This is a genomic window from Enterococcus sp. DIV0802b, from assembly GCF_050543535.1.
GTDB classification, from domain to species: domain Bacteria; phylum Bacillota; class Bacilli; order Lactobacillales; family Enterococcaceae; genus Enterococcus_D; species Enterococcus_D entomosocium.
The window spans coordinates 497,890-524,030 of record NZ_CP172941.1 but is presented as its reverse complement, the minus strand read 5'-3'; the positions used below and the strand labels follow the sequence as shown (position 1 = coordinate 524,030).

Below are 26,141 nucleotides of genomic sequence, written 5' to 3'. Positions count from 1 at the left end.
AATCACCCCTGACTATTGCTCCTGTTGGTACTTTGTGGGTGCACAGCCATAGCGCTTCGCAAAGAGCCGATTAAAATGGTTGATGTTTTGGAACCCAGATTGAAACGCCGCCTCTCGAATCGTTAGTGTTTCGTTGCTGCGTAGATAAAAAAACTTTTGAAACCGAGCTTGCAATAAATCTTCTTTGGGCGTGGTATGAAAAAACTGTTGATAGAGCTTGTAGAATTGGCTTTTACCGATGGAAAGCTCTCGGCTAAACTGGTAAAAATCCCATTGCTGTTCGCAATTGACTAACATTTTCAACCGCATCGCTTGAAACAGTTGATAGTGTTCGTTTTGTGGTTGCGGAATGCTTTCTTCAAAATTGCGTTCAAGTAAGACCAATAGATTTGTCATATACGCCGCAATCAATTCTTGCGTGTGCCGTTGTGGCAACAAGGATTCATGATTGATCTTTTGGATCAATTTGTTGATTTGTTGAATGTTTTTCGGCTGGAACAGTTGGTTGCAAGGGATCGCATAGGTTTTTTCGATCACCTGATCCGTTTGAAACTCAACAAAGCTATTAAAAAAATCTTCTTTGCCACGATAATCTTGATAGACGGTTGGAGGAAAAAGAATGCAGCTACCTTTTTCACTAGTTTCTTGATGACCATCTTCAAAAGTGAAAACCATTGGAGACAACGTCAACACGAAAAGATAATGCTTTAAGCCAGAGGGTCGATAAATATGATCGGAAACAGCATTGTGCATTTGAAATCCTGAATAGGTTACGTTCAACTTCTCACTCCTTCCTACTTGCCTTTAGTATAAAGAAAACGGACAAAACGTCAATAGAATAAGACAGAATGTAGTGTTTATTTTCAAGGACTATCGCTACAATGAAAGAAAAGAAAGGGGTTGCAAAATTGAAGAAAACTACGATGTATTTAGACAAACACTTTATTTTGGCACCAGTCGACGAAAGGATCTATGGCTCTTTTGTGGAGCACTTAGGGCGCTGTGTGTACGAAGGGATCTATCAACCAGAAAGTCCTTTTGCCGATGAGCAAGGCTTTCGTCAAGATGTCGCTGCCTTGATCAAGCAGTTGAATGTGCCGATCGTCCGTTACCCAGGAGGCAATTTCGTCTCTGGGTATAAATGGGAAGATAGCGTCGGCCCTAAAGAGCAACGGCCAGCAAAAATCGATTTGGCCTGGCGGGTAATCGAAAGCAATCAGTTCGGCTTAAACGAATTTATGGGTTGGACCAAAGAAGTCAATACGGCACCGATGATGGCGATCAATCTTGGGACACGAGGAATCGAAGCAGCGAAAAACTTGATCGAATATACCAATTTAAAAGGCGGCAGCTATTATAGTGACCTCCGTCGTGCCCATGGGGTGGCCGATCCTCATGACATCAAACTTTGGTGTCTAGGCAATGAAATGGACGGCCCTTGGCAAGAAGGACATAAGACAGCCGATGAGTATGGCCGTCTCGCAGAAGAAGCTGGCAAAGCGATGCGTCTGGTGGACCCAACGATCGAAACCGTCGCTTGTGGTAGTTCTTCTCTCACGATGCCGACCTTTGGTATGTGGGAAGATACAGTATTAAGTCATTGTTACGATCAAGTCGACTACATTTCCATGCACCAATATTATGGCAACCGTAACGGCGATAGCCAAGATTATCTAGCAAGCAATGTCGCAATGGATCAGTTCATCAGTCAAGTCGCAGCGATCTGTGATGCGGTGAAAGCCAAACGCCGAAGCAAGAAGACGATCAATATTTCCTTCGACGAATGGAACGTCTGGTATCACTCAAATGAACAGGATCAAAAAATTGAACCTTGGAGTCAACACCCACCACAATTAGAAGACGTCTATCACTTTGAAGATGCGTTACTCGTCGCAAGCATGATGATCACGATGCTTCATCACGCAGATCGCGTTAAAATCGCCTGCATGGCACAGCTGGTCAACGTGATCGCACCGATCATGACTTCCGATACTGCCGCTTGGAAACAAACGATTTTTTATCCCTATGAAATGATCAGCAACTATGGTCGCGGTCACGTGTTGCACAGCATCCTTCGAGGGGCCGATTTCGATAGCAGCCACGGAAAAGCTTCTTATGTGGATGCCATTGCGATCGAAAACGAAGATGACTATTTGACCTTTTTCTTAGTAAATAAGGATTTGCAGGATGCCAATGAATTCACTTGCGACTTGCGTCAATATGATTCATTGCAAATCGCTACCCATCAAGTCTTGCACCACCCAGACTTGCATGCTGTCAATACCGAAGCAACCCCGAACAACGTTGTACCCGTCAATGGAAAAACAGCGGAATTGAATGACGGCATTTTGCGTGTCGTCTTGGAAAAACAAAGCTTCCAGATGCTACGCTTGAAGAAAAACGGCAGCAAGTAACGAGCCTATCTGTTTGAGCAAAAAAGCAGCAGCCTTGGTGACATCCTGAAAAAATGAGACTTTTACGGAGTGGAGACATCCACTCCTTTTTTACGATCCACCGCCCTGTTCAATTGCTATTTTTCGCATTCTTAACTGATCTGGGCAAGAAGGCGGCAACTGCCAGCTTACTTTCTCAAAAAAATGAGACGACAAAAGAACACCCTGCGGCAGCTAAGATACCGCAGGGTGTTCTTGATTCATTGTTTAGCCGTTATAGGCATCAACGATGATTTGTTTCAATTCAGAGATTAGTGGTTCTTTTGGATTTGCTGTTGTACATTGGTCTTCGTAAGCCAATTCAGCCATGCGATCAACTGTTGTATCTAGTGTTTGTTGAGTGACGCCTTGCGCTTTCAAGCTCATGTCGATACCCACAGATTGTCCTAATTCGTAAACAGCTGTTGCCAATGCTTCAACCAATTCAGCCGTTGTTTTGCCTTTAAGGCCTAAGAATTTCGCAATGTCTGCGTAATCTGTATCGGCACGGAAGAAGTCATATTTAGGGAACATTGCATGTTTTTGTGGGTCTTTGGCATTGTAACGGATAATGTGCGGTAAAAGAATCGCATTTGTACGTCCGTGAGGAATACCATATTCACCACCGATTTTGTGGGCTACTGAGTGACAAATACCTAGGAATGCATTGGCGAAGGCCATACCTGCCATTGTTGAGGCATTATGCATTTTTTCGCGAGATTCCATATCAGGTGTTTTCACTGATTTTTCTAAGTAGTCAAAGACTAACTTGATTGCTTGTAAGCTCAATCCACGAGTGTAATCAGATGCCATTACGGACACATAAGATTCGATCGCATGAGTCAAAACGTCCATTCCAGTGTCTGCTGTAACAGAAGCAGGTACTGACATTACGAATTGAGGGTCAACGATTGCAACATCTGGTGTCAATGCGTAATCAGCTAATGGGTACTTCACGTGTGTTTCACTGTCAGTGATAACCGCAAATGGTGTTACTTCAGAACCAGTACCAGACGTTGTTGGGATACACACGAATTGCGTTTTTTCTGGTTTGTCGATCTTGTATGTCCGTTTACGGATATCTAAGAATTTTTGTTTCGCGCCGAAGAATGAAGTATCTGGGTGCTCATAGAACATCCACATGCCTTTGGCAGCATCCATTGCTGATCCACCACCAAGGGCGATCACTGTATCTGGTTTGAAATCAACCATCATTTTTGTTCCAGCGTAAACGGTGTTTGTTGATGGGTTTGGTTCTACGTCAGAGAAGACTTCGATTTTCACGTCATTTTTACGACGAGCAAGTACTTCACGAACCGTATCGCAATAGCCGAATTGAACCATACCAGGGTCACAAACGATCATGACACGTTCAACGTTTTCCATTTTCTCCAAGTACATTAGAGAGTTCTTTTCAAAGAAGATTTTTGGTGGCAATTTAAACCATTGCATATTATTTCTCCGTTTCGCTACAGTTTTCACGTTGATCAAGTTCACAGCAGAAACATTTCGTGATACAGAGTTTTTCCCGTATGAACCACAACCAAGTGTCAATGATGGAATCATTTCGTTGTAGATATTTCCGATACCACCTTCTGCAGATGGTGTGTTAACTAAGATACGGCAAGCTTTCATGCGTAGGCCGAAGGCTAATTGCAAGTCTTCGTTTTCAGTGTGGATCACCGCTGTATGGCCTAATCCGCCTAAATCAAGCATTGCTTCACATTTTTCGAACGCGTCTTCTGTGTTGTTTGCTTTGATCATTGCTAAAACTGGAGAAAGTTTTTCTCTTGATAGTGGGTAATCAGCACCGACACCGTCAAGTTCAGCGATCAATAATTTTGTTCCTTCTGGTACGTTGATGCCTGCTAATTTCGCGATATCCATTGCTGAATGACCAACGATTGCTGGATTTACGGCATATTTCCCTTCATTCATCACGGCATCTTCAAGTTTTTGTAATTCTTTTGCTTTTACAACATATACTTGATGTGCTTCAAATTCTGCTTTCACAGAGGCATAGACTTCTTTATCAACGATCACTGCTTGTTCAGAGGCACAGATCATTCCGTTATCAAAAGTTTTTGATACGATCAAGTCATTGACTGCTCGTTTCACTTTCGCTGTTTTTTCGATATAGGCAGGTACGTTCCCTGGTCCAACACCTAATGCAGGTTTACCAGTTGAGTATGCTGCTTTGACCATGCCAGCCCCACCAGTTGCTAATACGATCGCAATTCCTGGGTGGTTCATCAATAAGCCAGTCGCTTCGATTGATGGATGTTCGATCCATTGCACACAGTTTTCAGGTGCCCCAGCAGCGATGGCTGCATCACGAACGATACGTGCAGCTTCTGCTGAACATTTTTGTGCAGATGGGTGGAAAGCAAAAACGATCGGGTTACGTGTTTTCAAAGCGATCATTGCTTTAAAGATCGTTGTAGATGTTGGGTTGGTTGTTGGTGTTACCCCACAAACGACACCAACTGGTTCAGCGATTTCGATCAAGCCTTTTTGTTTGTCTTCATTGATCACGCCGACTGTTTTGTCATGTTTGATACTGTTCCAAATATATTCTGAAGCGTACATGTTTTTGATCGCTTTATCTTCATAGATACCACGGCCAGTTTCTTCTACTGCCATTTTAGCTAAAGGCATGTGTTTGTCTAATGCTGCCATTGCCATTTCATGAACAATGTGGTCCACTTTTTCTTGATCAAAGCTTTCCATTTCTTTTAACGCCACATTTGCCTTCGTTGCTAAATCGTCGATCATTGCTTGTACGTCGATTGTCACTTCTTTTTCCAATGTCTTAGCCATTGTTTGTCCTCCTAGTTTTTAAACATGTTTTGTTTGTTAACTACTTCACATACAAATCATACAACATCTTTTTTTGTTTGTAAATAGTTTTTGTGATTTTTTTCACAGTTTTATTAAACTCCCTTTAAATTAAGCGTTTTCAAGAGCTTTTAAGGAAAAGAAGTGGACAAAAGTTTCGGTTTTTATTAAGAAAAATGTCATGTGCTAAGTTGAACAATGGAGGGATTTACGAAAACACCTTATCCCTACTAAATATGATCATCTGCTCTTTTCACTTTTTCTGTCAAACGTCATATGATCTGAAAGGATTATTCATAAGAAGGGTCCTCTAATACATCCCATTTCATTAGGCGTTGGCTTCTTGCCGTAAATGCCTTCTGTTTAAACACCTCACAAGCTTTTATTACAAGAGGTGATGCATTTTGTTCATTTAGCTGCTCGATGGGGAAAAAAACTGCTCCCAATGAATCTTGGCCTGTAAATTGAGGAACATTCTTCTCAAGACTTCCAACGGTTGTTTGAATCTCATAAAAGACACAGATGTGATTATTCATAGATGTTCCTTGATAGTGCCAGGGGTAAAGAAAATTAATTGCCCCTAATTGATGATAGCTAGTGACGGTCATGCCGGTTTCTTCTTTAAATTCTCGGCACAGCGTGTCTTCCAGCAATTCACCTGCCTCCATGCTGCCGCCTGGCAAATCATAGCGGTTTTGATAAGGTCCCGCCTTCTTTTTGATGACGGCCAAGCAGTTGCCTTGAAACAAAATTCCATATACTCCAAATGCGGTATGGTACAACCGAATCCCTCCTAACTTGTATCTATTCTACGTAAATCAAAACAAATCATCAACAGGCTTAGTCGATTTATGTCTTACATCGAACATGCTTGGCTTGATTCATAAAAAAACGACCAGCCAGCGCTGATCGTCTTTCTCTTTAAAACAAATCTTCTTGGTCTGCTTCTGTTAGAGGCTTCCCGTGGGCAAGCTGGGAAACAACATGCGCCATCTTTTTGTAGGAATCATTCAATCCGATTCCGCCTTTTTTCGGCATCTTCAAGATATAGATATCTTTGGCATAGATTGCCACTGCTGGGTTTTCCTCTGACATCGCTGCAGCCCCTGGAATTCCTTGTGCATTGAATACTTTCGTCAATCCTGCTGCCATTTCGCCAAAATTAGGATAATGCATCGCAGGTCCGCAAAGAACGGCATCGGCGTCAAATTTTTTAGCAAACCCCACAAATTTTTTATTCACTTCTTCTTGATGCTCGTGATAATATTGGTCACCACAATAAAGCGTTGCAACGATTTGTGCGTCTTGCTCTTGAAAAAGTGGATTCAAGGTTCGACCTGGACCAAGGGCAGCTTTTTTGCCGCTTGGCGGCAACTGAGCATTTTCATCACTTCCCATCCCTGCAGTGACATGATTGAGAATCAAAATTATTTTTTTCATGAGCGGTGCCTCTTTTCTTACAGATCATCAAAATCGAAATCATCAAAATTGATTTCCTCTTCTTCTTGTTCAACGGCATCCGCTTCTTCTTTTAGATATTGATTATCTAAGACTTTGATAAACGGGTAATAAATAGCCATTCCTAAGAGGATCAACAAGACTTGTAACACGGCCGCTTGCCAACCACTGACTAAGAAACCAGAAATAATCGGTGGCGTGGTCCATGGCAGCTGAATTCCATTGGTATAGTTGACTAACCCAAGATCCATACAGAAGTAAGAGATAATAATATTGATCGTTGGCACTAAAGCAAAAGGAATCAGCAGAACTGGATTCAAGACGATTGGTAACCCAAAGATGATTGGTTCATTGATCCCGAAAATACCTGGGATTAACGATAACTGTGATAGTTTTTTGACCCTTTGGCTTTTACAGACTAAGATCATGACTAAAATCAAAGATAATGTCGAACCGCCCCCGCCAAAGGTCGCGAACATGTCTTGAAATTGACCGGTGATGATGTTAGGAATTTCTGCGCCATTCTTGAAAGCATCTAAGTTTTCAATAGATAATGCCCGTAAGATAGGGTTGAAGACGGCACCGACCACACTGGAACCATTGATCCCAAAGAACCAGAAAAAATGCAAAAATAGGTAAGCTATGATCATGGCACCTAAAGTATTTCCTAAACTTAACAACGGTGTCTGTAAGAACTTAAAGAGGATCTCTTGGAGATTGCCATAAGACGTCAAGTTGGCTAACCAGTTGGCGATCATAAAAACCGTCACGATCACAAAACTAGGAATCAATGCCTCAAAGGATTTCACCACGGTTGGGGGAACACCGTCAGGCATTTTGATCGTCCACCCTTTGCGTAATAACGCAACGAACATTCTGGTGGAAATCAAGGCAACGACCATCCCTAAGAACAAACCGCTGGAACCCATCCACCGTAATGGCAGGCTGCCAACTTCATACACTTCCGTAGAGCCTTCTGGTGTGAAAACGGTCGTAAATGGTGTCACGATAAAAAAAGAAACGAGTGAAATAATGGCTGCTTGCATGGCATCAACTTTAAACTGTTTTGCCAAACTATACCCGATCCCACCAACGGCTAAAATCGTCATAATGTCAAAGCTGGCTGTTGCTGGCATATTCAACATCGTTGCCCAGTTGTCTCCCAGCAAACTGCTCATCATCTCGTTCCAATTTGGAATCGGAAAATTGGTCAAGACTAAAAAGAGTGAACCCACGATCAACAACGGTGTGGATAATAAGAAACCATCACGAATCGCAATCAAATATTTGTTTTCACCAATCGTCTTTGCCATCGGTGTTAACACTTTTTCTAACCAGTTTAAAAATTTCTGCATTTTTCTTCCTCCCATCTGCGTGCTATCTGGCAGATAACACGTAGTCCCCTGTTACTCCAACACTTTTATTACTTTGCTTTGGCTTTTTTGATCAAGCTTAAGGCATCTTTCAATGCTCGTTCGCCATCCATCATGCCGTATGCTTCTGTTGCGATCGTGCCGACTGGAATCCCCATTGGCTCGAAAGTTGCTTTCATTTTGCTATCTAAGTGTCGTACTTGTGGACCTAACAAAATAGCAACTGGTTTTTCTTGTTCGACTTTTTCTTCTGCATGGATTGCAGGGAATGCTTCGATCGTCAAAGGCATGTTGTGCTTTTTGACGACTTCCATCATTTTATTGACCATGATACTCGTTGACATTCCAGCTTCACAAAACAAATAGATTTTTTTCGTTGCCATATCCATTCCTCCAATGTTTGTTTTTCTCAATCGCGGTTGTTAGACCGGCGCTTTGATTCGTTCTTCATACGCTTCCAACCATTCTTTCGTAATAGGCTCGATCATGGTTGTCTGCTCAGGTCCTGGCGTTGCCATAAAAATAGCTGGCGCTTGATTGGTGGTTGCGACACTAAAGGTAAATTCTACATTGGTTGCCACGCCCCAGCGCCCCTGTTTATCTAAGGCGATCAGCGAGAAGGCGCCGGCTTTGCCATAGCGCTTCTTCAATCGCGCTTCAAAGTCGTAAACGGCTTGATCACATGCTTCTTGCGGTGCTAGCCCTTCTCCCATCAAACGGACGATTTCGTAGGAAAGGCAGCCTTTCATCAAGTCTTCCCCTAACCCTGTGGCAGCGGCACCGCCGATTTCACTATCCACATAAAAACCAGAACCAGATAAAGGTGAATCGCCGACACGACCGCTTTTTTTCATAAATAAACCAGAACTAGAGGTTCCTGCTGCCATACTTTGGTGTTCATCTAGCGCAACTACTCCCACTGTATCGTGGCCGTCATAGGGATCGAGGTTGTTGGCAGCGATCTCTGCTTTGCGCTTTTCCCAAATGGTTTTGGCTCGCGGTGTCAGCATCGCTTTGGGCTGGAATCCTTCGGCAAGCGCATAAGCGACCGCTCCTTGGCCGATCCGAAAACTATTGAATTTTTCCTCACTTAGGCGGCGTGCCACGGAAATAGGATTTTCCACATCGACGATCCCAGCGACGGCACCAATTTTGAAGGTATCACCATCCATGAAGGCAGCGTCCATTTCCAACACGCCTTCTTCGTTGGGCAGCCCGCCATACCCCACCGATTTATAAAATGGATAATCTTCCACTGCTTTAATGGCTGTTTCTACTGCATCTTGGCAGGAGCCTTGTTGTTCTAATAGTGATTTAGCAGCGAGCACGCCATCGTGTGCCATCCGCCATGTAGCAATCATTCCCCACATAAATATCCCTCCATTTTTCATAGCGCTTTCAAGTATATTCTATACGGTATATACTACTATGTCTATACTAAAAAAAGAGTTTCTCAAAAAAATTGGAAAAACTCTTCTTCGTTCGCGTCTTCGCTTATTTTGTCAGTGCTTGTAAGCTGCGCAGATAAATTTCAAGATTCATCCGTAGATCGGCAACCGCCATGTACTCATCTTGGTTATGAGCGATCCCTTTTTGCCCTGGAAAAGACGGACCGAAAGCAAGGATATTTGGCATCTTGCGGGCATAGGTTGCTCCTGTAGTGGTCACGGGGGTTGGATCATTGCCCGTTACTTGGTGATAGATCGTCGATAGCGTTTGGATTTCGGGGGCATCTTTTGATCGGCAGAACCCCGGAATGCTGCGAAGGATCGTAAGGCTTGCCCCTTCTGGCAATGCCTTTTGCACCCCAGCGAGTACTTGTTCCTCCGTTACCGATACAGGATAGCGAAAGGCCACTTCTAACGCTAGTCCACTGGCGGATTTTTGGAGAACCACAGGGGTCAAGATCAACTTTCCTGAATCAGCATCTTCTAGTACCAAATCAACGCCTTCGCCATAGTGCTGCTGGTGAAAACTTTGGGCGATCCACTGCAAAGCTGCTTGCAAGGACGGTGTCGCCGCTAGTTGCGGTGCTGCTTGCTGGGCAAGCTTTGTAATGGCATTGTCCCCTAGCTCAGGGGCATTGCTAGGGGAGCGTTTGCCTAGTGCTTCAAAGGACTGGCTGCCTATGGTTACCGATAGGTGGTCTGGCACATGATCGCGGAATTGATCGCCAGAAAACGCCGCTAACAGCTGCTGTTCTTGGGCGGGCAACGGAAAATCAAGTTGCACATTGACGACACCTCGTTCGCCGTAAACCACTGGGTACTTGCAGTCTGGCGTAAAACCAAAACGCGGTGGCTGCTCAGCCGCTAGATAATGCGGGATATCCGACATACCGCTTTCTTCATCTGTACCGAAAATGATCCGCAGCGGTAATTGCGGTTGATGACCAAGGTCTTTCAACAATTTCATGGCAAACAAACAGCTGATGATTGGGCCTTTGTTGTCTAAAATCCCTCGGCCATAAAAGTTGCCGTCCTTTTCAGTTAGTGCAAACGGTGGATAGCTCCAGCCAGAACCTGCCGGCACGACATCCAAGTGTCCTAACACACCGATATAGTCGGTATCCGTTGGTCCCCAATGGGCATAGCCGATTGCATCATCAATGACCGTTGTTTGAAACCCGTATGCTGCGCTTTTTTCCATGACGTATGCTAACACTTCTCGTGGTCCCTTGCCATAAGGCGCATGGGGCGCCGGCTCACCTTTGACGCTTGCAATCTGCATCACTTCGCTCAAAAGCGTGAGAAATTCTGACCAATTGGCTTCAATACTTGCTGTGAGTGGATCCACTGTCTTCACCTCTAAAGGATTGATTTTATTTTTGACGAACTAATGTATTTTTGAAGGTATATTTGTCTGCTCGGTAATAGGATGTATCGTATAAGATCGGTTTGGCTGATGCGGAATAGGTCATCGAATGGACCAAAAGCATCGGTTCCTCTTGAGGCACCTGTAAAAGTTTCGCAATATCGGCAGGACTTTTCACAGCTTCCACCTCTTGATGGGAATAACCAATCTCGATGTTGGCTTCAATGACTTGATATAAAGACGACTCTAATTGAGCTTTCGTGAGTTCTGCGGTGCCTTCTTGCAGATAGCGTTTCAGTACGTAAAGATTTTCCACCGTCATCGGCTCATCATCAAAGTAACGCAAGCGCACCAAATAAACGATCGGTTCCTTGGCGTAATCACCAAACAACTGACCAATCTCTATCGGGAGCTCTTTGACGGTTTCGATATGCAGAACTTCCGTACGGGTCTTTTTCCCTTGGACCTTTGCAGTTTCAGTAAAACTTTGAAGGCCGCCGGAGCCGCTTTGGATCTTGGGCTGTTTCATGACATAGGTTCCTTTGCCTTTTTCTTTCACCAACAAATTCTGGCCAATCAATAGATCGATGGCTTTGCGCACCGTTAAACGGCTGCACTGAAATTCCTCTGCTAAATCATAATCGGAAGGAAGTTTTTGGCTCGTCACGTACGTACCTTCATGAACCCGTTGCGCAATCTGCTGGGCAACTTCTTGAAATACTGCTTGTTTTTTCAACGTCTCTCCTACTTTCTTTCACTTTGCTACCATTCATAAAACGATCGATTGGCACTGACGCCAGAAGAAACACTGACAAACGCTTGTTCATCGATTCCTTGGATCATGCCTTCGACGGTCTTGAGTTCTCTATGGGAAATGACAAGTAATAATAGTTTTTTCTGTTGATGATCAAATCCACCTTCGACATCGTTGATGACCGTGATGCCTCGCTGCAAGGCACATTGCAGCGTCGTAATGACGGGTTCTGCTTTTTCTGTAACGACCAGCAGCTGCACACGCCGCTGCTTCAGGTTGACGTAGTCGACCATCCGCCCACTGATGAAGAAGGAAATGGCACTATAAAAAGCATAGGGCCAGCCAAAGATCAGCCCGGCTGCTAGCTGCAAACTGACATTGAAGCCGATAAAGAAACTGCCGATACTTCTACCAGTGGCTTTTTTCACTAAAATCCCTAAAATATCAAGCCCACCCGTTGAAAAATCGTCGTTCAATGTCAAGCCCACCGACACCCCGTGCAGCAATCCGCCGAACACGGCACAGATCACCGGATCGGTCGTTAAAGCAATGACCGGTACCACCTTCATCATAACAGAAGACAGGACGACGGTACAAACCGTCATGATGGTAAATTCTCGATCGATTTTGACCCAAGCAACCGCTAACAATGGCGCATTAAAAAAAAGCACCAAAAGCGGGATCGAAAGCTGCAGATTCAACTGCTCGTCTAAAAGCTGCGACAACAATTGCGACAAACCAGTGATCCCACTCGCATAAATATTTCCCGGCAGCCAAAAGAGATTTAAAGCAATCGACGACAACAATGCATAGATCAAAGCAACAAGCATTCGTTTTCTATAACGTGCCATGTTTTTCCTCCTCCACTTCGCTTTTAGTATATATCATTAAGTATATACTGTCACGCGAAAAAAGCAGGAGAAATGAAGGCAGAAATGGAAACAAAGCAATGTAAAAAAACGCCAAAATCAAGGAGTAAAACGTTGGTATAAAAGGTTTTTTAAGATTTTTTTAAAGCGAGTAAATCACTTGAAATTCGCTAAAAAATGAATAAAATAAAAAGTGTAAAAACAAAAGAATAAAGAAAGGATGATTCTTATGACACATGAGATTGTGCCACGCCGCTCAGATTCATACAGTATGACACCTTTTGATTTCTTTGAAGATTTTGGCCGCAGTTTTTTTGATGGGTTTCCATCGAACCTGATCAAAACCGATATTCACGAGAATGACAAGGAATTTCTCGTTGAAGCAGAACTGCCTGGCATCCCTAAGGAAAATATTCAAGTAACCTATGAGAATGGGGTTTTAACGATTACGGGACAACACCAGACGGATCATGCGACCGAAGATGAAAAAGGACGTCTGGTTCGCAGCGAGCGCAGCTTGACAAGCGTTCGGCGACAATACCTGTTAGAAAACGTCAAAGAGGATGAAATCAAAGCCTCTTACGCTGAAGGAATTTTGAAATTGACGTTGCCAAAAGATCAAGGCAAACAAGCGTCAAAGAAACTGATTCCGATCGAGTAGCGAAGGCAATCAAAACACTGCAGCAAAACGAGCGATCTCTGTTTTGCTGCGGTGCTTGTTTTATTTTAGAAACTGTCCGACTACTAAAAAAACGCACCATCGCTTCTGAGAAAGCGACGGTGCGTTTGTGCTTATTCTTTGGTTTCGTCTTGGATGCTCGTTGCGTCTTCGACATCAGCTGGTTCGATTTGTGTCTCAACGGATGCAACAGTTCCAGGTTTCACTGTGCGGATCGCTGAACGATCAAACTCTAAGAAAATTCCTTCACAGTCGATGATCACGGTGCTTTTTTCTGTGTTGACTTCAGAAAGAACGCCGTGGAGTCCGCCGATGGTTACGACTTCATCGCCAGCTTTCATATTTTCTAAAAGATTTTTACGCTCTTGCTGTTGTTTCTTTTGTGAACGACTCATAAAGAACCACATTGCCACTAAAGCAACCAGCATAAAGAGCATTGGTAAAGATTGTGCCATTTTTTTCACCTCGATTTATTTTCTTTCTATAAGATACTTTATCAGAATTCCTCTATTATTCCCACCATTTTAGTAGAGAATGTTAGAAATTCCTCGCATTTTCCTTGTTGAACCCATACTCTTCAATAAAATGCTCACGGAACTCCAACAAGTTGTCGTCCATGATGGCTTGACGGACATTTTTCATCAGATTCAATAAGAAGTAGACATTGTGGTAAGACGTCAAACGCATACCAAAGGTTTCATCACATTTGATCAAGTGGCGGATGTACGCACGAGAATAGTTTTTACATGTATAGCAATCACACTTCTCGTCAATTGGTCGAAAGTCACGGGCATATTGCGCATTTTTCACGACTAAACGACCTTTTGAAGTCATACAGGTACCGTTTCTTGCGATCCGTGTTGGTAAAACGCAGTCGAACATATCGACACCGCGAATCACGCCATCGATCAAGGAGTCGGCTGCCCCAACGCCCATTAGGTAACGTGGTTTATTTTCTGGAATCCAAGGGGTCGTAAATTCCAACACGCGATTCATTTCCGCTTTTGGTTCGCCAACTGACAGGCCACCGATAGAATACCCTGGGAAGTCCATACTAATCAAGTCTTGGGCACTTTGCTTGCGCAAGTCTTCAAAGCCTGCACCTTGAATGATCCCAAACAAGCCTTGACGATCTGGATTGGCATGAGCTTTCAAGCCACGTTCTGCCCAGCGAGACGTCCGTTCCACCGATTTTTTGACGTAGTCATAGCTTTCATCAAATGGCGGACACTCATCAAAACTCATCATGATATCTGATCCTAATTTGTTTTGGATATCAATCGCTTTTTCAGGAGATAAAAACATTTTCGACCCATTCAAATGGTTTTTGAAATGGACACCTTCTTCGACGATGTTGCGCATTTCGGCTAATGAAAAGACTTGGAAACCACCTGAATCTGTTAAGATCGGTTGATCCCAATTCATAAATTTATGTAAGCCGCCTGCTTCTGCAACAATGTCTTCTCCTGGACGCAACCACAAGTGATAGGTATTGCTTAAAATGACGCCTGCACCCATTTCTTTCAACTCTTCAGGGGCAAGGGTTTTAACCGTTGCTAATGTGCCGACTGGCATGAACATTGGCGTTGGAAAGGTTCCGTGAGGCGTGATCAGTTCGCCTAAACGGGCACCGGTATGCTTTTCTTTCTTTATCAGACGATAACGAATGGCTGGTTCCGTCATTCATTTCCCTACTTTCTCTCTAAACTCAATTAACTGTGCAACGCTATCTATGATAAGGGTTGCCCTTACATTTTGCAAGGAAGTTTAAAGAAACTAAGAGTATTTTCTCCTAGTTATGCGAAACATCTATTACTTTTTTTTGAAGATTTAGCGAAAGTTTGCTATCATGTTATTTATATTGAAGGGAGGTTTTTTGAAATGAAATCAAATAGAGAACTAAAAGCAGAAGCAAAAGCAATCCTGAGAGGCCGCTGGAAAGACAGTGTTTTGATGTGTATTGTACCGACTTTGATCTCGATCGCTATCGCACTCGTCATTATCGTTCTTGCTGTTATTCCATTGTATCAAAGCGGTATGTTTAATGATCTTGGTTCCACTGACGCAGTCAATTCCGCAGGAGGAAGTGGCAGCGGCAGTGGTGGCGGTTTGATCAGCGGTCTATTTTCTGCCTTATTCGGTGCTGGGATCTCTTGGACTTTCCTTGACATTTTACGCGGTAAGAAGCAATCGATCCAGCCTTTTTCTGATGTCTTTCGCGGCTTCAGTGGCGCTTTCGTGTTAGGGATCATCGTCATCTATATTCTGTCGACTATTTTCACGACGTTGTGGACGTTCCTGTTTATCATTCCTGGGATCATTAAAGCTTATTCTTATTCTCAAGCATATTTTGTCTTTTATGATACCTATGAAGAAACGGGCATGCGGCCAGATTTTCTCAGCTGCATCACAGGTAGCCGTCATTTAATGAAAGGCTACAAAGGTCAACTGTTCATCCTTGATCTGAGCTTCATCGGCTGGCACATTTTGGCCATCATGACAGCAGGAATTGGCTACTTATGGTTGACGCCATACATCAGTGCAACCAAAGCAGCATTCTATGACAATCTGCCTAAACGAGCACTTGCTTAAAAGATCGGTTCGCCGGTCTTTTTTTTTGAAGAAAAGAATCGTTTTCTTTTGCAAACGCTTCCGTTTCGTGTTATAGTATAAGTGTAAGGAAGGTAGCAACTCTGTTGGTGGTTTTCGTAAATATCGCAAACTCAATCTACTAAAAGTTGTTGAACGTACAAGTTTCACCTAGTACCAAACGTGTAAAGTAACAAGAAGAAAAACGTAACAAGGATCGAACATTTCCATATCGAAAAATGATACGTCTCATTTTGTATCGGAATACACGAAACATGTGTAAGTTTGTAAATGAAAACAAATTTTCGAGAAACATTGCTTTGCATGGACCACAAAAAGCGACCACCACTTATACCTTCCTCTAGTAGTAAGCTGGGCGACAAAAAAAGCAGTTCTAAAAGTTGAGAAATTGATTCAACTTAAAGAGCCGCTTACGTCGCTCAGTTTTTTTGTTTATTTTAAGAACATCGCATCGCCAAAGCTAAAGAAGCGATATCGCTCATCGATGGCATGCTGGTAGGCAGAAAGTGTTAGGTCGCGTCCTGCAAAGGCACTGACTAACATCACTAAGGTTGATTTTGGTAGGTGGAAGTTGGTAGAAAAAGCTTCCACGATTTTAAACTGATAGCCTGGCGTGATAAAAATACTCGTCCACCCACTATCGGCTTTGATTTGCCCATCAAACTTGGTCCCAATGGTTTCTAATGTACGGATCGAAGTCGTTCCGACTGCAACGATCTTGCCACCATTTGCCCGAACCTCGTTCAATTGTGCGGCAGCTTCTTCTGTCAAACGGTAAAATTCGCTGTGCATCTCATGATCAGCGATATTATCGACACTGACTGGACGAAACGTTCCTAAACCAACGTGCAAAGTCAGATAAACCAGCTTGACGCCTTTCGCTGCAATCTGCTCTAGCAATTCTGGGGTAAAATGCAAGCCGGCAGTTGGTGCGGCCGCTGAGCCGTTTTCTTTGGCATAAACCGTTTGATAGCGGTCTGGGTCTTCTAGCCGTTCTTTGATGTAAGGCGGTAACGGCATTTCGCCAAGCGATTCCAGAATCTCTAAAAAGATTCCTTTGTATTGAAAACGAATGATCCGGCCGCCGTGATCGAGCTCTTCTTCCACCACTGCCTCTAATCGTCCGTCGCCGAAGGTGATCTTCGTGCCGACTTTGGCTCTTTTGGCTGGCTTGATCAAGGTTTCCCACGTATCCCCTTCAATATTGTTCAGTAAAAGGATTTCCAGATGGGCACCTGTTTCTTGTTTTTCGCCATAGATACGAGCTGGTAATACCCGCGTATCATTCATCACCAAGGCATCCCCTGGTTCCAATTCATCAATGATGTTATAGAAGTGCTTGTCCTCAAATTTGCCAGTCTCGCGGTCAACCACTAATAAACGGGAACTTGAGCGATCACTTAATGGCGTTTGAGCGATCAGTTCTTCCGGTAAGTCAAAATCAAAATCTTCAGTTGTAAGCATGTTGTTCCTCTCTTTCCCTAAATTCTTCTCTATTCTAGCATGTTTTTATAAAAATTGAAAAAACAGCTTTTAATTCTGCCCTTTCTTAGAAAAAAATAAAGAGACTGCTGCTAAGGCCTTCAGCAAAAAAGCACCCCTTTTCCCAATGAAAAATAACGACATATTTTCGCTGCTTCTTTTCTCTATGCATCGCTCCTTAATTTGGACTTGCTTATGGCGCTATTTTCGTTTTTGTCTATACAATTATGAAAAAAATGGGCAGATTATTTGAATAACACGTGACTTTTCGGCATACTTAGTACAGATTATAAGCCATTATTCAGATTGCTTAAATAAAAATAGAGGTGACATCATGATTGAGTTTCAGCAGGTATCCAAAATTTACAAAGGTGGTAAAGTCGCTGTTGAAGATGTGAATCTTTCCTTTGAAAAAGGCGAATTCATTTGCTTCATCGGGACAAGTGGTAGCGGAAAGACGACTTGTATGCGGATGATCAACCGTATGACGGATCCTTCTAAAGGAAAAATCTTGATCAATGGAAAAAGCGTTACAGAGATCAACCCAGTGGAGTTACGCCGTCAAATCGGCTATGTGATCCAAAGCATCGGTTTGATGCCTCACATGACGATTCGGGAAAACATCACATTGGTTCAAAAATTGTTAAAAGTCAGCCAAGAAGAACGCAACAAAACTGCCGAGCGCATGATCGACTTAGTGGAATTGCCACGAGAAATGCTCGACCGTTACCCCAACGAATTGTCTGGAGGGCAACAGCAACGGATCGGTGTTGTCCGTGCCTTGGCAGCTGACCAAGATGTCATTTTAATGGATGAGCCTTTTGGCGCACTAGACCCAATCACTCGTGACTCCTTACAAGATTTGGTTAAAGACTTGCAAGAACGGCTTGGAAAAACCGTCGTCTTCGTTACCCATGATATGGACGAAGCATTGAAGCTTGCTAGCCGTATCGTGATCATGAGTGAAGGAAAAGTCATTCAATTTGATACACCAGAAAATATTCTGCAACACCCAGCAACACCGTTTGTGGAAGAATTGATCGGTGAAGACCGCTTGTTACAAGCAAAACCTGACACGACGCCAGTCAAAGACGTAATGTTAAATACCCCGATCGCTATCACACCAGAAAAATCCATACAAGAAGCGATTCACTTGATGCGGGAAAAACGGGTCGATACCTTGCTTGTTACCGACAATAGCAACGTGCTAAAAGGCTACATCGATGTCGAATCCATCGACCGCAACCGTGGCAAAGTTACTAGTGTCGGCGATATCTTGAACAAAGATGTCTTTTTCGTTCGCGAAACCGCCTTGTTGCGGGATACCTTGCAACGCATCTTAAAACGCGGCTTAAAATATGTCCCAGTAGTAGATGCCGACAAACATTTAGTTGGGATTTTGACCCGTGCTTCCTTAGTTGATATCGTTTATGACGTGATTTGGGGCGATGAGCCATCGATCATGGAAGCCATTGAGTCGGCGAAACCTGAAGAAACTGAGGAGGTCTAGCGCATGCAAAGCTTCTTTAATGAATATGGCGGCCAATTGGTCACCAAAAGTCTTGAACATTTGTATATTTCCTTTGCGGCTTTGCTCTTAGGGATTCTTGTTGCCGTACCGATCGGTGTGATCTTGACCCGTTTCCCCAAAGCAGCAACGATCGTGATCGGCATCACCAGTGCGTTGCAAACCGTGCCTTCTTTGGCACTATTGGCATTGATGATCCCGATTTTAGGTGTCGGAAAAGTCCCTGCTATCGTCGCTCTTTTCATTTATTCCTTGTTGCCGATTTTGCGAAATACCTACATTGGAATGAAAAAAGTCGATTGGAATTACCGCGATGTTGCCAAAGGGATGGGGATGACCAACTTGCAGTCGATCATCAGTGTGGAATTACCTCTAGCGATCCCAACGATCATGGCAGGGATCCGCTTATCGGCCGTGTATGTTTTAGCCTGGGCTACCTTGGCTTCTTACATCGGTGCCGGTGGACTTGGTGATTTGATCTTTAGCGGACTAAACAACTACCAACCGCCTTTGATTTTTGCTGGGACGATTCCAGTGACGATCTTTGCTTTATTAGCTGACTGGTTACTGGGTTTGTTAGAAAACAAACTGACACCAGCTGCCTTAAGGGGGGATGCGTAATGAAAAAAACTTCAAAATTAGCGCTGTTGTTTTCCTTAAGTGTCGCTTTACTGTCTGGCTGTTCCTTTCCCGGTTTAGCATCGACTTCTGATGAGAATACCGTGGCGATCACAGGCGGGATCACTTCCGAAGCCCAAATTCTTGGCGCGGTGGTTGCCGGTATGGTCGAACACTATACGGATAAAAACACAACCGTCATTAACAACTTAGCAACAACGACCATCAATCACCAAGCGATGATGAATGGCGATGCGTCGATCTCAGCTGCCCGCTACACAGGAACTGACTTGACCACTACGTTAGGGTTGGAACCAGAATCTGATCCGCAAGCCGCCTTTGACAAAGTCAAATCAGAATTTGAGAAACGATACCAACAGACTTGGTTCCCATCTTACGGCTTTGATAACACATATGTCTTTCTTGTCAGGAAAGACACTGCTGAAAAATACGGATTGGAAAAAGTCAGTGACTTGAAAGATGTCGCAGATCAATTGGTCGCAGGGGTCGATACCGCGTGGATCACACGGGTCGGCGATGGGTACGATGGCTTCCAGGAAGCCTATGGATTCTCTTTCCAAAATATCCTACCGATGCAGATCGGTCTCGTCTATGATGCTGTTGATAACGGAAAAATGGATATCGTTTTAGGGTACTCAACCGACGGCCGGATCGGCAGTTACGATCTCGTGATGCTAGAAGATGATCTAAACTTCTTCCCGCCTTATGATGCCGCACCGATCGTCGATGACAAATTATTGAAAGAAACACCTGAAATCGGCGATGCCCTGAACAAATTAGCAGGCAAAATTGATACCGAAAAAATGCAAGAATTGAATTACCAAGTGGATAATGACCTTCTAGAACCAACGGTAGTTGCCGAACGTTTCTTAGAAGAAAATAATTACTTCGAAGGAGAGTGACGAAATGGCAGACATGAATTTATTCCAACAATTTCTTTTCTATTTTCAAGAAAATGGCGGCTATGTTTTTGCCCAGTTCATTCGTCACTTCTTGATTTCAATCTACGGGGTACTTTTTGCCTCAATCGTCGGGATTCCAATCGGGATCTTGATTTCTAAAAAAATGCGTTTGGCAGATTGGGTGATTCGTTTCGCCAATATCATCCAGACGATTCCATCTTTAGCGATGATCTCGATTTTAATGATCGGCATGGGCTTAGGTGTGAATGTCGTGATTTTAACGATTTTCCTTTATTCTTTGTTACCGATCATCAAAAATACCTATACCGGCATGCGCCAAGTCGACCGCAATACGTTAGATGTCGGCAAAGGGATGGGGATGACTAGCTGGCAACGATTGTATATGATCGAATTGCCATTGTCTGTTTCGGTGATCATGGCAGGGATTCGAAACGCCTTAGTCGTGGCGATCGGTATCACCGCCATTGGCGCTTTCGTTGGTGCTGGTGGACTGGGGGACATCATCATCCGTGGAACCAATGCGACGGATGGTGCATCGATCATCTTAGCCGGTGCTTTACCAACTGCCTTGATGGCGATCATTACGGATCTTGGGCTAAGCTTTATTGAACGCCGCTTAGATCCAGCCAGCCGTACGTCACGCTAAACTTATTTGCAAAAAGCAAAAGCCGTTGTGACCATTTATTGGTCGCAACGGCTTTTTTGGTTCGGTCATTTTTCAGGAAAGTATCGCTTCAGTCGCTTCCCTTCTTAGGGTTAACGCCCTGCTCTTTTCGCTATTTATCCATTCCGTATACTTCGACTTCATAGATTCGGGCTGCTGAGTCTGCTCCTTGTGTTGGTTTATCGATACTGATTTTTACATATTGCACCTTCTTGACGGCAAACGTATTGGTGCTAGTGCCCGCTTCATTTTTCAACGTTCGTGAAACTGGCTCATAGTCTTTGCCATCTTCACTGACGAGCACCGTATACGCCCGCGTATTCATGTCTGGGCCTTCTCCACCAGCTTCCGCATGGGCGAGGCGTACTTCACTGACCGTTTGTGGCCGACCGAGATCGATCATCAACTCATGAGGCGCATTGCCTGTCGCACACCACTTCGTACTCAAATCACCATCGAGGGCAAAAGCTGGTGCTTCGGCATCATTGACAAACGATGAAGCAGTTGCTTCGGCATCTTTTGAAAGCAGCAGCAACTCTTTCGGCGCATCAGCAGAAATCGTGATCAATCCCGCCATTTCCAGAGGGGTCTCTCCTGCTTCGTTTTTGGCAACAAGCGTGACTTTGTAGGTACCTGGTTCCGAATAGGTCACTTGGGGATTTTCTTCTGTACTGCTCGTGATATCGCCGCCTTCAAACGTCCATTCGAATGCTTCAGCATTCGCAGATGAGGTATTCGTGAAGGTGATCGTTTCCCCCGGTGCTGCCAAGGTTCTAGAGGCTGTAAAGGCCGCTTTTGGCAGCTGATTGTTCGGCCAAGTGATCTCCACCGTATCTGATAGCTTGCCACGATTGCCATAGCGATCCACTGCCACCACCGCGAACTTGGTTTTCGTCCCTTTTGGACGTTCAACGGCATTCAAATAGTGGTTGGTTGCTGGCGTAGCTGCTAAGAAAGAGCGTGAGCCGTCATCGTTCAATTGGTAGATCTCATAAACCGCAGCTGTCTTGTCCTTGGCAGCTTCCCACGTTAAACGGACACCCGCATAGTTGCCCTCTTCCTCATCAAAGAGCACATCCTCAACCGTCAATGCTTCGGCAGCGAATTTCTCCGCTTTCTGATCTCCGATCGTTAATTGCCCTAAATTCAATTCATAGACATCACTGGTTTCTTTCGTGGTTATGTCATAACCGATCGCTGTCACTTCTCCTTTGATGTCTTTCAATGAGTAGGTGATCGTCGTCCAGTCTGTTGCGACCTCTTTGTCTCCTTTGATTGTTTGTGTCGAACCATCGGCTAAGGTCACGACCAAATCAAGAGTTGTCGGTACCGTTGCTTTGACAGTCGTTGTTAGCTTCGTCTTTTTCGTCACAGGAAATGCTGTCTGATACAATGCCATGTGACTGGTACTGCCTTTTGTCATCTGTCCACGTAGTTTCAGTGCATTTCCGCCATTATAGGCATCCGCATAATTGATTGATACAGCTAAATCATTGTCTTTTCCGTGGTCAAAGACCCAACGATAGGTCGGCAAAACAGCTTGCAAACTCCGGTTGTTCCAATTGCGGCTGGACACTTTTTCTCCGTCGATAAAATAGTTGTAGCCATTCCCCAGACTAAAATTCGTCACAAAAGGCAGCTCTGTGATAGCGGTCTGTTCCAGGGCATACGTGGAGATCCCAGGCCACTCTGTCGCTTCTGGCAGCTGGCTTTCCCGAGGATCGCCCGTGTTATTGACCCAAAAAGCATTCTCTTTGCTTTGGAAGTCATCCGGCGTACTAGCAGAAGAATAGGTCCAGCTAGGCACATACAGGCCCAATGAGGTATAAGGAACGCCTTTTTCATCCGTAAACAGATCCCAGCGCACAGGCGTTGAATAGCCATTTTCTTGCACATCGATCCCAGCAAAAAGATCGTAAGGATCGACGCCGATTTCACGGGCTTTTTCATTGGAGGCCTTCAGCAACTCTTTGTCCGCCAGTTTGTCAGTAGTCCACCAGAAATTCAAGAACATACTATCTGCCAATGGGTTCATCTCTGCATCCACCAAATAGGCTTTGTTCTTATCCGTCAACGCGTTTTGCCAATCCATTTTCCCATCACTCGTCATAGAATCATACCACATGATCTCTAAATGCTCGTCGGCTTGTTCTTTGAATTGGGCGATCAATTCTTGCATCGCTTTGGCGTGGCTTTCATTTAGTCCTTTACCATCAGTCCCCGATTGTTCGACACCTTCCGCTGCATCATCAAAACTAGTGACCGCCGTATCGGTTTCTTGATTGATGAACCAGCCATCAAAGCCATACGTGTTGGCAACTTCGATCATCTTTTCTACGATTGGAAAATTGCCATCCTCATCTTTAGCTAAAAACGTATCTAGCCAGTCCAGCTTCCCACCATGGGCAGTTTGCGGAAAGAAGATCGTTCCTAAAACAGGCACGCCATTCCTATGAGCAGCATCCGTTACATCAGGACTTGGTGGTACGATGATCCCTTCGCCAGAAGAGCCGCCCCAATAAACCAATTGATCGATGTATTGCCAATAAGAAAAGACATTGGCATCAAAGGTATTGATCCCTCGTGGTGCATTGCCGCTCGTACTGCTATTCATGATCGAAAGCGCCACGACTTTGGTTTCTGCCGTTTGCGTGTCATTCATCTTCGGCAACGTCTCTTTAGCTGCCCGCTGCGCTAATGGAACGACGCTGGTATTGTATTTCGCATCTGGATCTTTTTCAAAAGACCATGCCAACAAATCCTCTGGGAACCAATAAGACGACTCCGGTTGATTGTCCATCGCTTTTTCCAACGTACTTTTGGCTGTTTCTTGGTAAACGACTTTTCCAGTTGTCTTCGCCTCACTTTGGGTGCAGCCGCCGATTGCCGTTGCCGCTGCCAATACCAACAAAGATACGCCAACTTTACTGATTTTCCTTGTCACACTTCTTCCTCCTTGTTTTACATAAACCCGCCAACATTCCTACACTAAAACGATAACGCTTTCAAAGGTAGGAATATAGGAACAAATTAAAGAAATCATGCAACAAATCCAAGAAGGTTGAGTTTAGAAAAAAAAGAGCCTCCTTTTTGGGAAGCTCTTTGGCCCTGCTTACTTCTTACTCCTTTCCAACGAGCGGCAGCCAAATGCGCATTTCGCCTATGCCCCGATTGCCCCATAAATGGTATGGGATCAGTTGCCACGTACGAGGTATGACCGTTTCCGCTCGTTCTTCGTAAAGGGTTGTTCCCGACCATTCTTCGCTTTGGTAGCCTTTGATCGCCAAACGTAAAGTAGTTGGCAACAACGTATCCTCTTTCGAAAAGGTCGCCTCCAGCGCCTGTGGGTCGATGCGGCAACGCCAGAGTGCTTGACCATTGTCGGCTTCTTCTATGCAATACACGAATGGGCCACGTTGCAATGCGACTTGATTGATGTCTTGAATAACTTGAGGATTCGCACGCAAGATTTGCAATGGTTGTTCAAAACGGATATTGGCCGTCACGTTTTCGACTGCCTCAAAGATGATTGCCTCGTTCGTCTCCTGCCATTCGTGTTCACTATCGATTTGAAACTTACTTAGTCCGTTAGGTTTGTGGATGATGAGCGTCTTTGGAATGCCTTGATAGCGAATCGTGAGGTCCTCTGTAAAAGGAAACCCGCCCGTTTGTTCAAACGTAAATTGGTCAGGTTCTTCTAAACGGCTTGCTACAAATAAATTCACGTAAAGCTTCTCTTGATCGCAAGTGTAAACCAAGCGCTGCAGCGAAGCGACCATCCGTGCAAAATTGGGCGGACAACACGCACAACCGAGCCAATCGGGTCGTTGGGCTTTGACGTGACCTTTGCCAGGATTTTCTTGATCTCGTTGGGGATTGACCTCCAAAGGATTCACGTAGAAAAAGTGTTTGCCGTCAATTGCCGCACCAGAAAGGACGCTATTATACAACGCTCGTTCCATCGTCGCTAAATATTTTGGTTCATTAGTTAGTTTGAATAGCTCAAAAGAAAATTGGACCAATGCAATGGCTGCACAGGTTTCACAATACATCGTATCATTTGGCAAATCATAGGGACCGACAAAGGCTTCCCCGTGAACGGTTGAGCCGACGCCACCGGTCACATACATTTTCTTACAGGCGATGTCTTCCCAGATCGCTTCGCAAGCATCGATCAATTCTTGATCTTGGGTATGCTGGGCGACTTTTGCCATCCCGCTTGCCATATACAGCATTCGTACCGCATGACCTTTGGCTTCATGCTGCTTTTTAGGTTGATCGTAGGCTTGTAAATAGGTGAGGTCTACCCTTGGCGTTTCATCTGATAAGCCATCCGCTTGGTTTTTCAAAATTTCTTTTTCGTAAAAGGCAGGATCTTCCCCACGTACTTCAAGAAAAAAATCAGCGAATGTCAAATAGGTTTGTTTACCAGTGTATTCATACAAACGCACCAGCGCCAATTCGATCTCTTGATGGCCATCAGCACCTTGAATTTTTCCAGACTCCCGCCCAAAATACGTGCAAATATTGGCGATATTTTTCTCTGCCACGGTCAGTAATTTATCCTTGCCTGTTGCTTGATCATAAGCGATAGCCGCTTCGACTAGATGCCCGGCACAATAAAGTTCATGACTGAAATACAGCTGACGGTATTTTAACTTCGGTCGGGTCAATTGAAAGAAGGTATTTAAGTAGCCGTCCGCTTCTTGCGCAGCAGCAACTAAGTCAATCACTTCATCTACTGTCTTTTCCAATTGCGGATCGCTAGTATTCAACAAGCTATACCCAGCCGACTCGATCCATTTGTAGACATCACTATCTTGGAAAAACCAGCCAAAATGTTCCCCTTCCATTTGCCCTGCAGCGATGCGAAAATTCGCCAATGCATGGCTTTTCCCAGCTGGCAAATTGGGATCTTCCCGTTCTGCTTGAACATCTACATCGATTTCATCATTTAGGACTTGGTATTGGTAAGGAATCGTTTCTTTGCGAACAAGCTCTTGGTATCCTTGCCAAAACTCGTCCGTGAGCTGGATCTTGTTTAATGCGAATTCTTTCATTTCGTTCTCCTGTTCTTT

The 26,141-nt window shown here is 44.3% G+C and carries 22 protein-coding genes; 7 read left to right on the top strand and 15 right to left on the bottom strand.

All coding sequences use genetic code 11. The annotated features are described in order from the left end of the window. Positions 1-12 precede the first annotated feature (12 nt). Positions 13-780 carry a helix-turn-helix domain-containing protein gene (locus tag IGJ12_RS02455; protein ID WP_430619303.1) on the bottom strand — a complete coding sequence of 256 codons (768 nt, stop codon included), beginning with the start codon at positions 778-780 and terminating at the stop codon, positions 13-15. A 101-nt stretch (positions 781-881) separates the two neighbouring features. Here IGJ12_RS02455 and IGJ12_RS02450 point away from each other — a divergent pair, with 101 nt between their 5' ends. After that, positions 882-2,414 (top strand): alpha-N-arabinofuranosidase, encoded by a 1,533-nt coding sequence (locus IGJ12_RS02450; RefSeq protein ID WP_430619302.1) that lies wholly within the window; start codon positions 882-884, stop codon positions 2,412-2,414. A gap of 246 nt (positions 2,415-2,660) precedes the next feature. Here the strand turns inward: IGJ12_RS02450 and adhE are convergent, their stop codons facing one another. The 9 genes from adhE to IGJ12_RS02405 all read right to left on the bottom strand — a co-directional run bounded on the left by adhE (position 2,661) and on the right by IGJ12_RS02405 (position 12,520). Next, on the bottom strand, positions 2,661-5,252 hold the full coding sequence (gene adhE, locus IGJ12_RS02445) for a bifunctional acetaldehyde-CoA/alcohol dehydrogenase (protein ID WP_008376050.1): 2,592 nt from the start codon (positions 5,250-5,252) through the stop codon (positions 2,661-2,663). Between the two features lie 308 nt (positions 5,253-5,560). Beyond that, a complete protein-coding gene (locus IGJ12_RS02440) occupies positions 5,561-6,052 on the bottom strand; it encodes an NUDIX hydrolase (RefSeq protein WP_005232154.1) in 492 nt (163 codons plus the stop codon). Between the two features lie 139 nt (positions 6,053-6,191). Continuing rightward, a complete protein-coding gene (locus IGJ12_RS02435) occupies positions 6,192-6,710 on the bottom strand; it encodes a GrdB-related putative oxidoreductase (protein WP_005232156.1) in 519 nt (172 codons plus the stop codon). A gap of 17 nt (positions 6,711-6,727) precedes the next feature. Continuing rightward, complete coding sequence (gene celB / locus IGJ12_RS02430; protein WP_034872054.1) at positions 6,728-8,083, bottom strand: PTS cellobiose transporter subunit IIC; 1,356 nt, start codon at positions 8,081-8,083, stop codon at positions 6,728-6,730. A gap of 68 nt (positions 8,084-8,151) precedes the next feature. Continuing rightward, entirely contained in the window at positions 8,152-8,484 is a 333-nt protein-coding gene (locus IGJ12_RS02425; protein ID WP_005227348.1) for a PTS sugar transporter subunit IIB, read from the bottom strand. A 39-nt stretch (positions 8,485-8,523) separates the two neighbouring features. After that, complete coding sequence (locus IGJ12_RS02420; protein ID WP_086299062.1) at positions 8,524-9,471, bottom strand: N(4)-(beta-N-acetylglucosaminyl)-L-asparaginase; 948 nt, start codon at positions 9,469-9,471, stop codon at positions 8,524-8,526. A 124-nt stretch (positions 9,472-9,595) separates the two neighbouring features. Next, on the bottom strand, positions 9,596-10,897 hold the full coding sequence (locus tag IGJ12_RS02415) for a Sapep family Mn(2+)-dependent dipeptidase (RefSeq protein ID WP_016619682.1): 1,302 nt from the start codon (positions 10,895-10,897) through the stop codon (positions 9,596-9,598). A 25-nt stretch (positions 10,898-10,922) separates the two neighbouring features. Beyond that, positions 10,923-11,651: a GntR family transcriptional regulator, LSA1692 subfamily gene (locus tag IGJ12_RS02410; RefSeq protein ID WP_016611378.1), complete on the bottom strand. Its 729-nt coding sequence runs from the start codon at positions 11,649-11,651 to the stop codon at positions 10,923-10,925. Positions 11,652-11,677: 26 nt separating this feature from the next. After that, positions 11,678-12,520: a YitT family protein gene (locus IGJ12_RS02405; protein ID WP_005227341.1), complete on the bottom strand. Its 843-nt coding sequence runs from the start codon at positions 12,518-12,520 to the stop codon at positions 11,678-11,680. 247 nt (positions 12,521-12,767) lie between these two features. Here IGJ12_RS02405 and IGJ12_RS02400 point away from each other — a divergent pair, with 247 nt between their 5' ends. Then, positions 12,768-13,199 (top strand): Hsp20/alpha crystallin family protein, encoded by a 432-nt coding sequence (locus IGJ12_RS02400; RefSeq protein ID WP_005227339.1) that lies wholly within the window; start codon positions 12,768-12,770, stop codon positions 13,197-13,199. A gap of 131 nt (positions 13,200-13,330) precedes the next feature. Here IGJ12_RS02400 and yajC read toward each other — a convergent pair whose 3' ends face one another. Together yajC and tgt are read right to left on the bottom strand one after the other, a co-directional pair. Continuing rightward, positions 13,331-13,672 carry a preprotein translocase subunit YajC gene (yajC, locus tag IGJ12_RS02395; protein ID WP_005232170.1) on the bottom strand — a complete coding sequence of 114 codons (342 nt, stop codon included), beginning with the start codon at positions 13,670-13,672 and terminating at the stop codon, positions 13,331-13,333. An 82-nt stretch (positions 13,673-13,754) separates the two neighbouring features. Beyond that, positions 13,755-14,900 carry a tRNA guanosine(34) transglycosylase Tgt gene (gene tgt / locus IGJ12_RS02390; protein ID WP_005227333.1) on the bottom strand — a complete coding sequence of 382 codons (1,146 nt, stop codon included), beginning with the start codon at positions 14,898-14,900 and terminating at the stop codon, positions 13,755-13,757. Positions 14,901-15,098: 198 nt separating this feature from the next. Between tgt and IGJ12_RS02385 the strand changes: the two genes are divergently transcribed. Then, complete coding sequence (locus IGJ12_RS02385; RefSeq protein WP_005227331.1) at positions 15,099-15,809, top strand: DUF975 family protein; 711 nt, start codon at positions 15,099-15,101, stop codon at positions 15,807-15,809. Positions 15,810-16,259: 450 nt separating this feature from the next. On the opposite strand, the gene queA is transcribed toward IGJ12_RS02385, so the two are convergent. Then, on the bottom strand, positions 16,260-17,291 hold the full coding sequence (queA, locus tag IGJ12_RS02380) for a tRNA preQ1(34) S-adenosylmethionine ribosyltransferase-isomerase QueA (RefSeq protein ID WP_008376077.1): 1,032 nt from the start codon (positions 17,289-17,291) through the stop codon (positions 16,260-16,262). 352 nt (positions 17,292-17,643) lie between these two features. On the opposite strand from queA, the gene IGJ12_RS02375 reads away from it, so the two are divergent. The 4 genes from IGJ12_RS02375 to IGJ12_RS02360 are packed head-to-tail and all read left to right on the top strand — an operon-like array spanning position 17,644 to position 21,045. Next, complete coding sequence (locus IGJ12_RS02375; RefSeq protein ID WP_008376079.1) at positions 17,644-18,819, top strand: betaine/proline/choline family ABC transporter ATP-binding protein; 1,176 nt, start codon at positions 17,644-17,646, stop codon at positions 18,817-18,819. Positions 18,820-18,822: 3 nt separating this feature from the next. Next, positions 18,823-19,458, top strand: a complete 636-nt coding sequence (locus IGJ12_RS02370; RefSeq protein WP_005227319.1) for an ABC transporter permease — start codon at positions 18,823-18,825, stop codon at positions 19,456-19,458. Beyond that, positions 19,458-20,378, top strand: a complete 921-nt coding sequence (locus IGJ12_RS02365) for an osmoprotectant ABC transporter substrate-binding protein (protein ID WP_008376082.1) — start codon at positions 19,458-19,460, stop codon at positions 20,376-20,378. The genes IGJ12_RS02370 and IGJ12_RS02365 overlap by 1 nt, the downstream gene beginning before the upstream one ends. A 4-nt stretch (positions 20,379-20,382) precedes the next feature. Further along, entirely contained in the window at positions 20,383-21,045 is a 663-nt protein-coding gene (locus IGJ12_RS02360; RefSeq protein ID WP_005227316.1) for an ABC transporter permease, read from the top strand. A 130-nt stretch (positions 21,046-21,175) separates the two neighbouring features. On the opposite strand, the gene IGJ12_RS02355 is transcribed toward IGJ12_RS02360, so the two are convergent. Continuing rightward, positions 21,176-24,007 (bottom strand): endo-beta-N-acetylglucosaminidase, encoded by a 2,832-nt coding sequence (locus IGJ12_RS02355; protein ID WP_430619301.1) that lies wholly within the window; start codon positions 24,005-24,007, stop codon positions 21,176-21,178. 175 nt (positions 24,008-24,182) lie between these two features. Further along, complete coding sequence (locus IGJ12_RS02350) at positions 24,183-26,123, bottom strand: glycoside hydrolase family 127 protein (protein ID WP_430619300.1); 1,941 nt, start codon at positions 26,121-26,123, stop codon at positions 24,183-24,185. Positions 26,124-26,141: the final 18 nt, after the last annotated feature.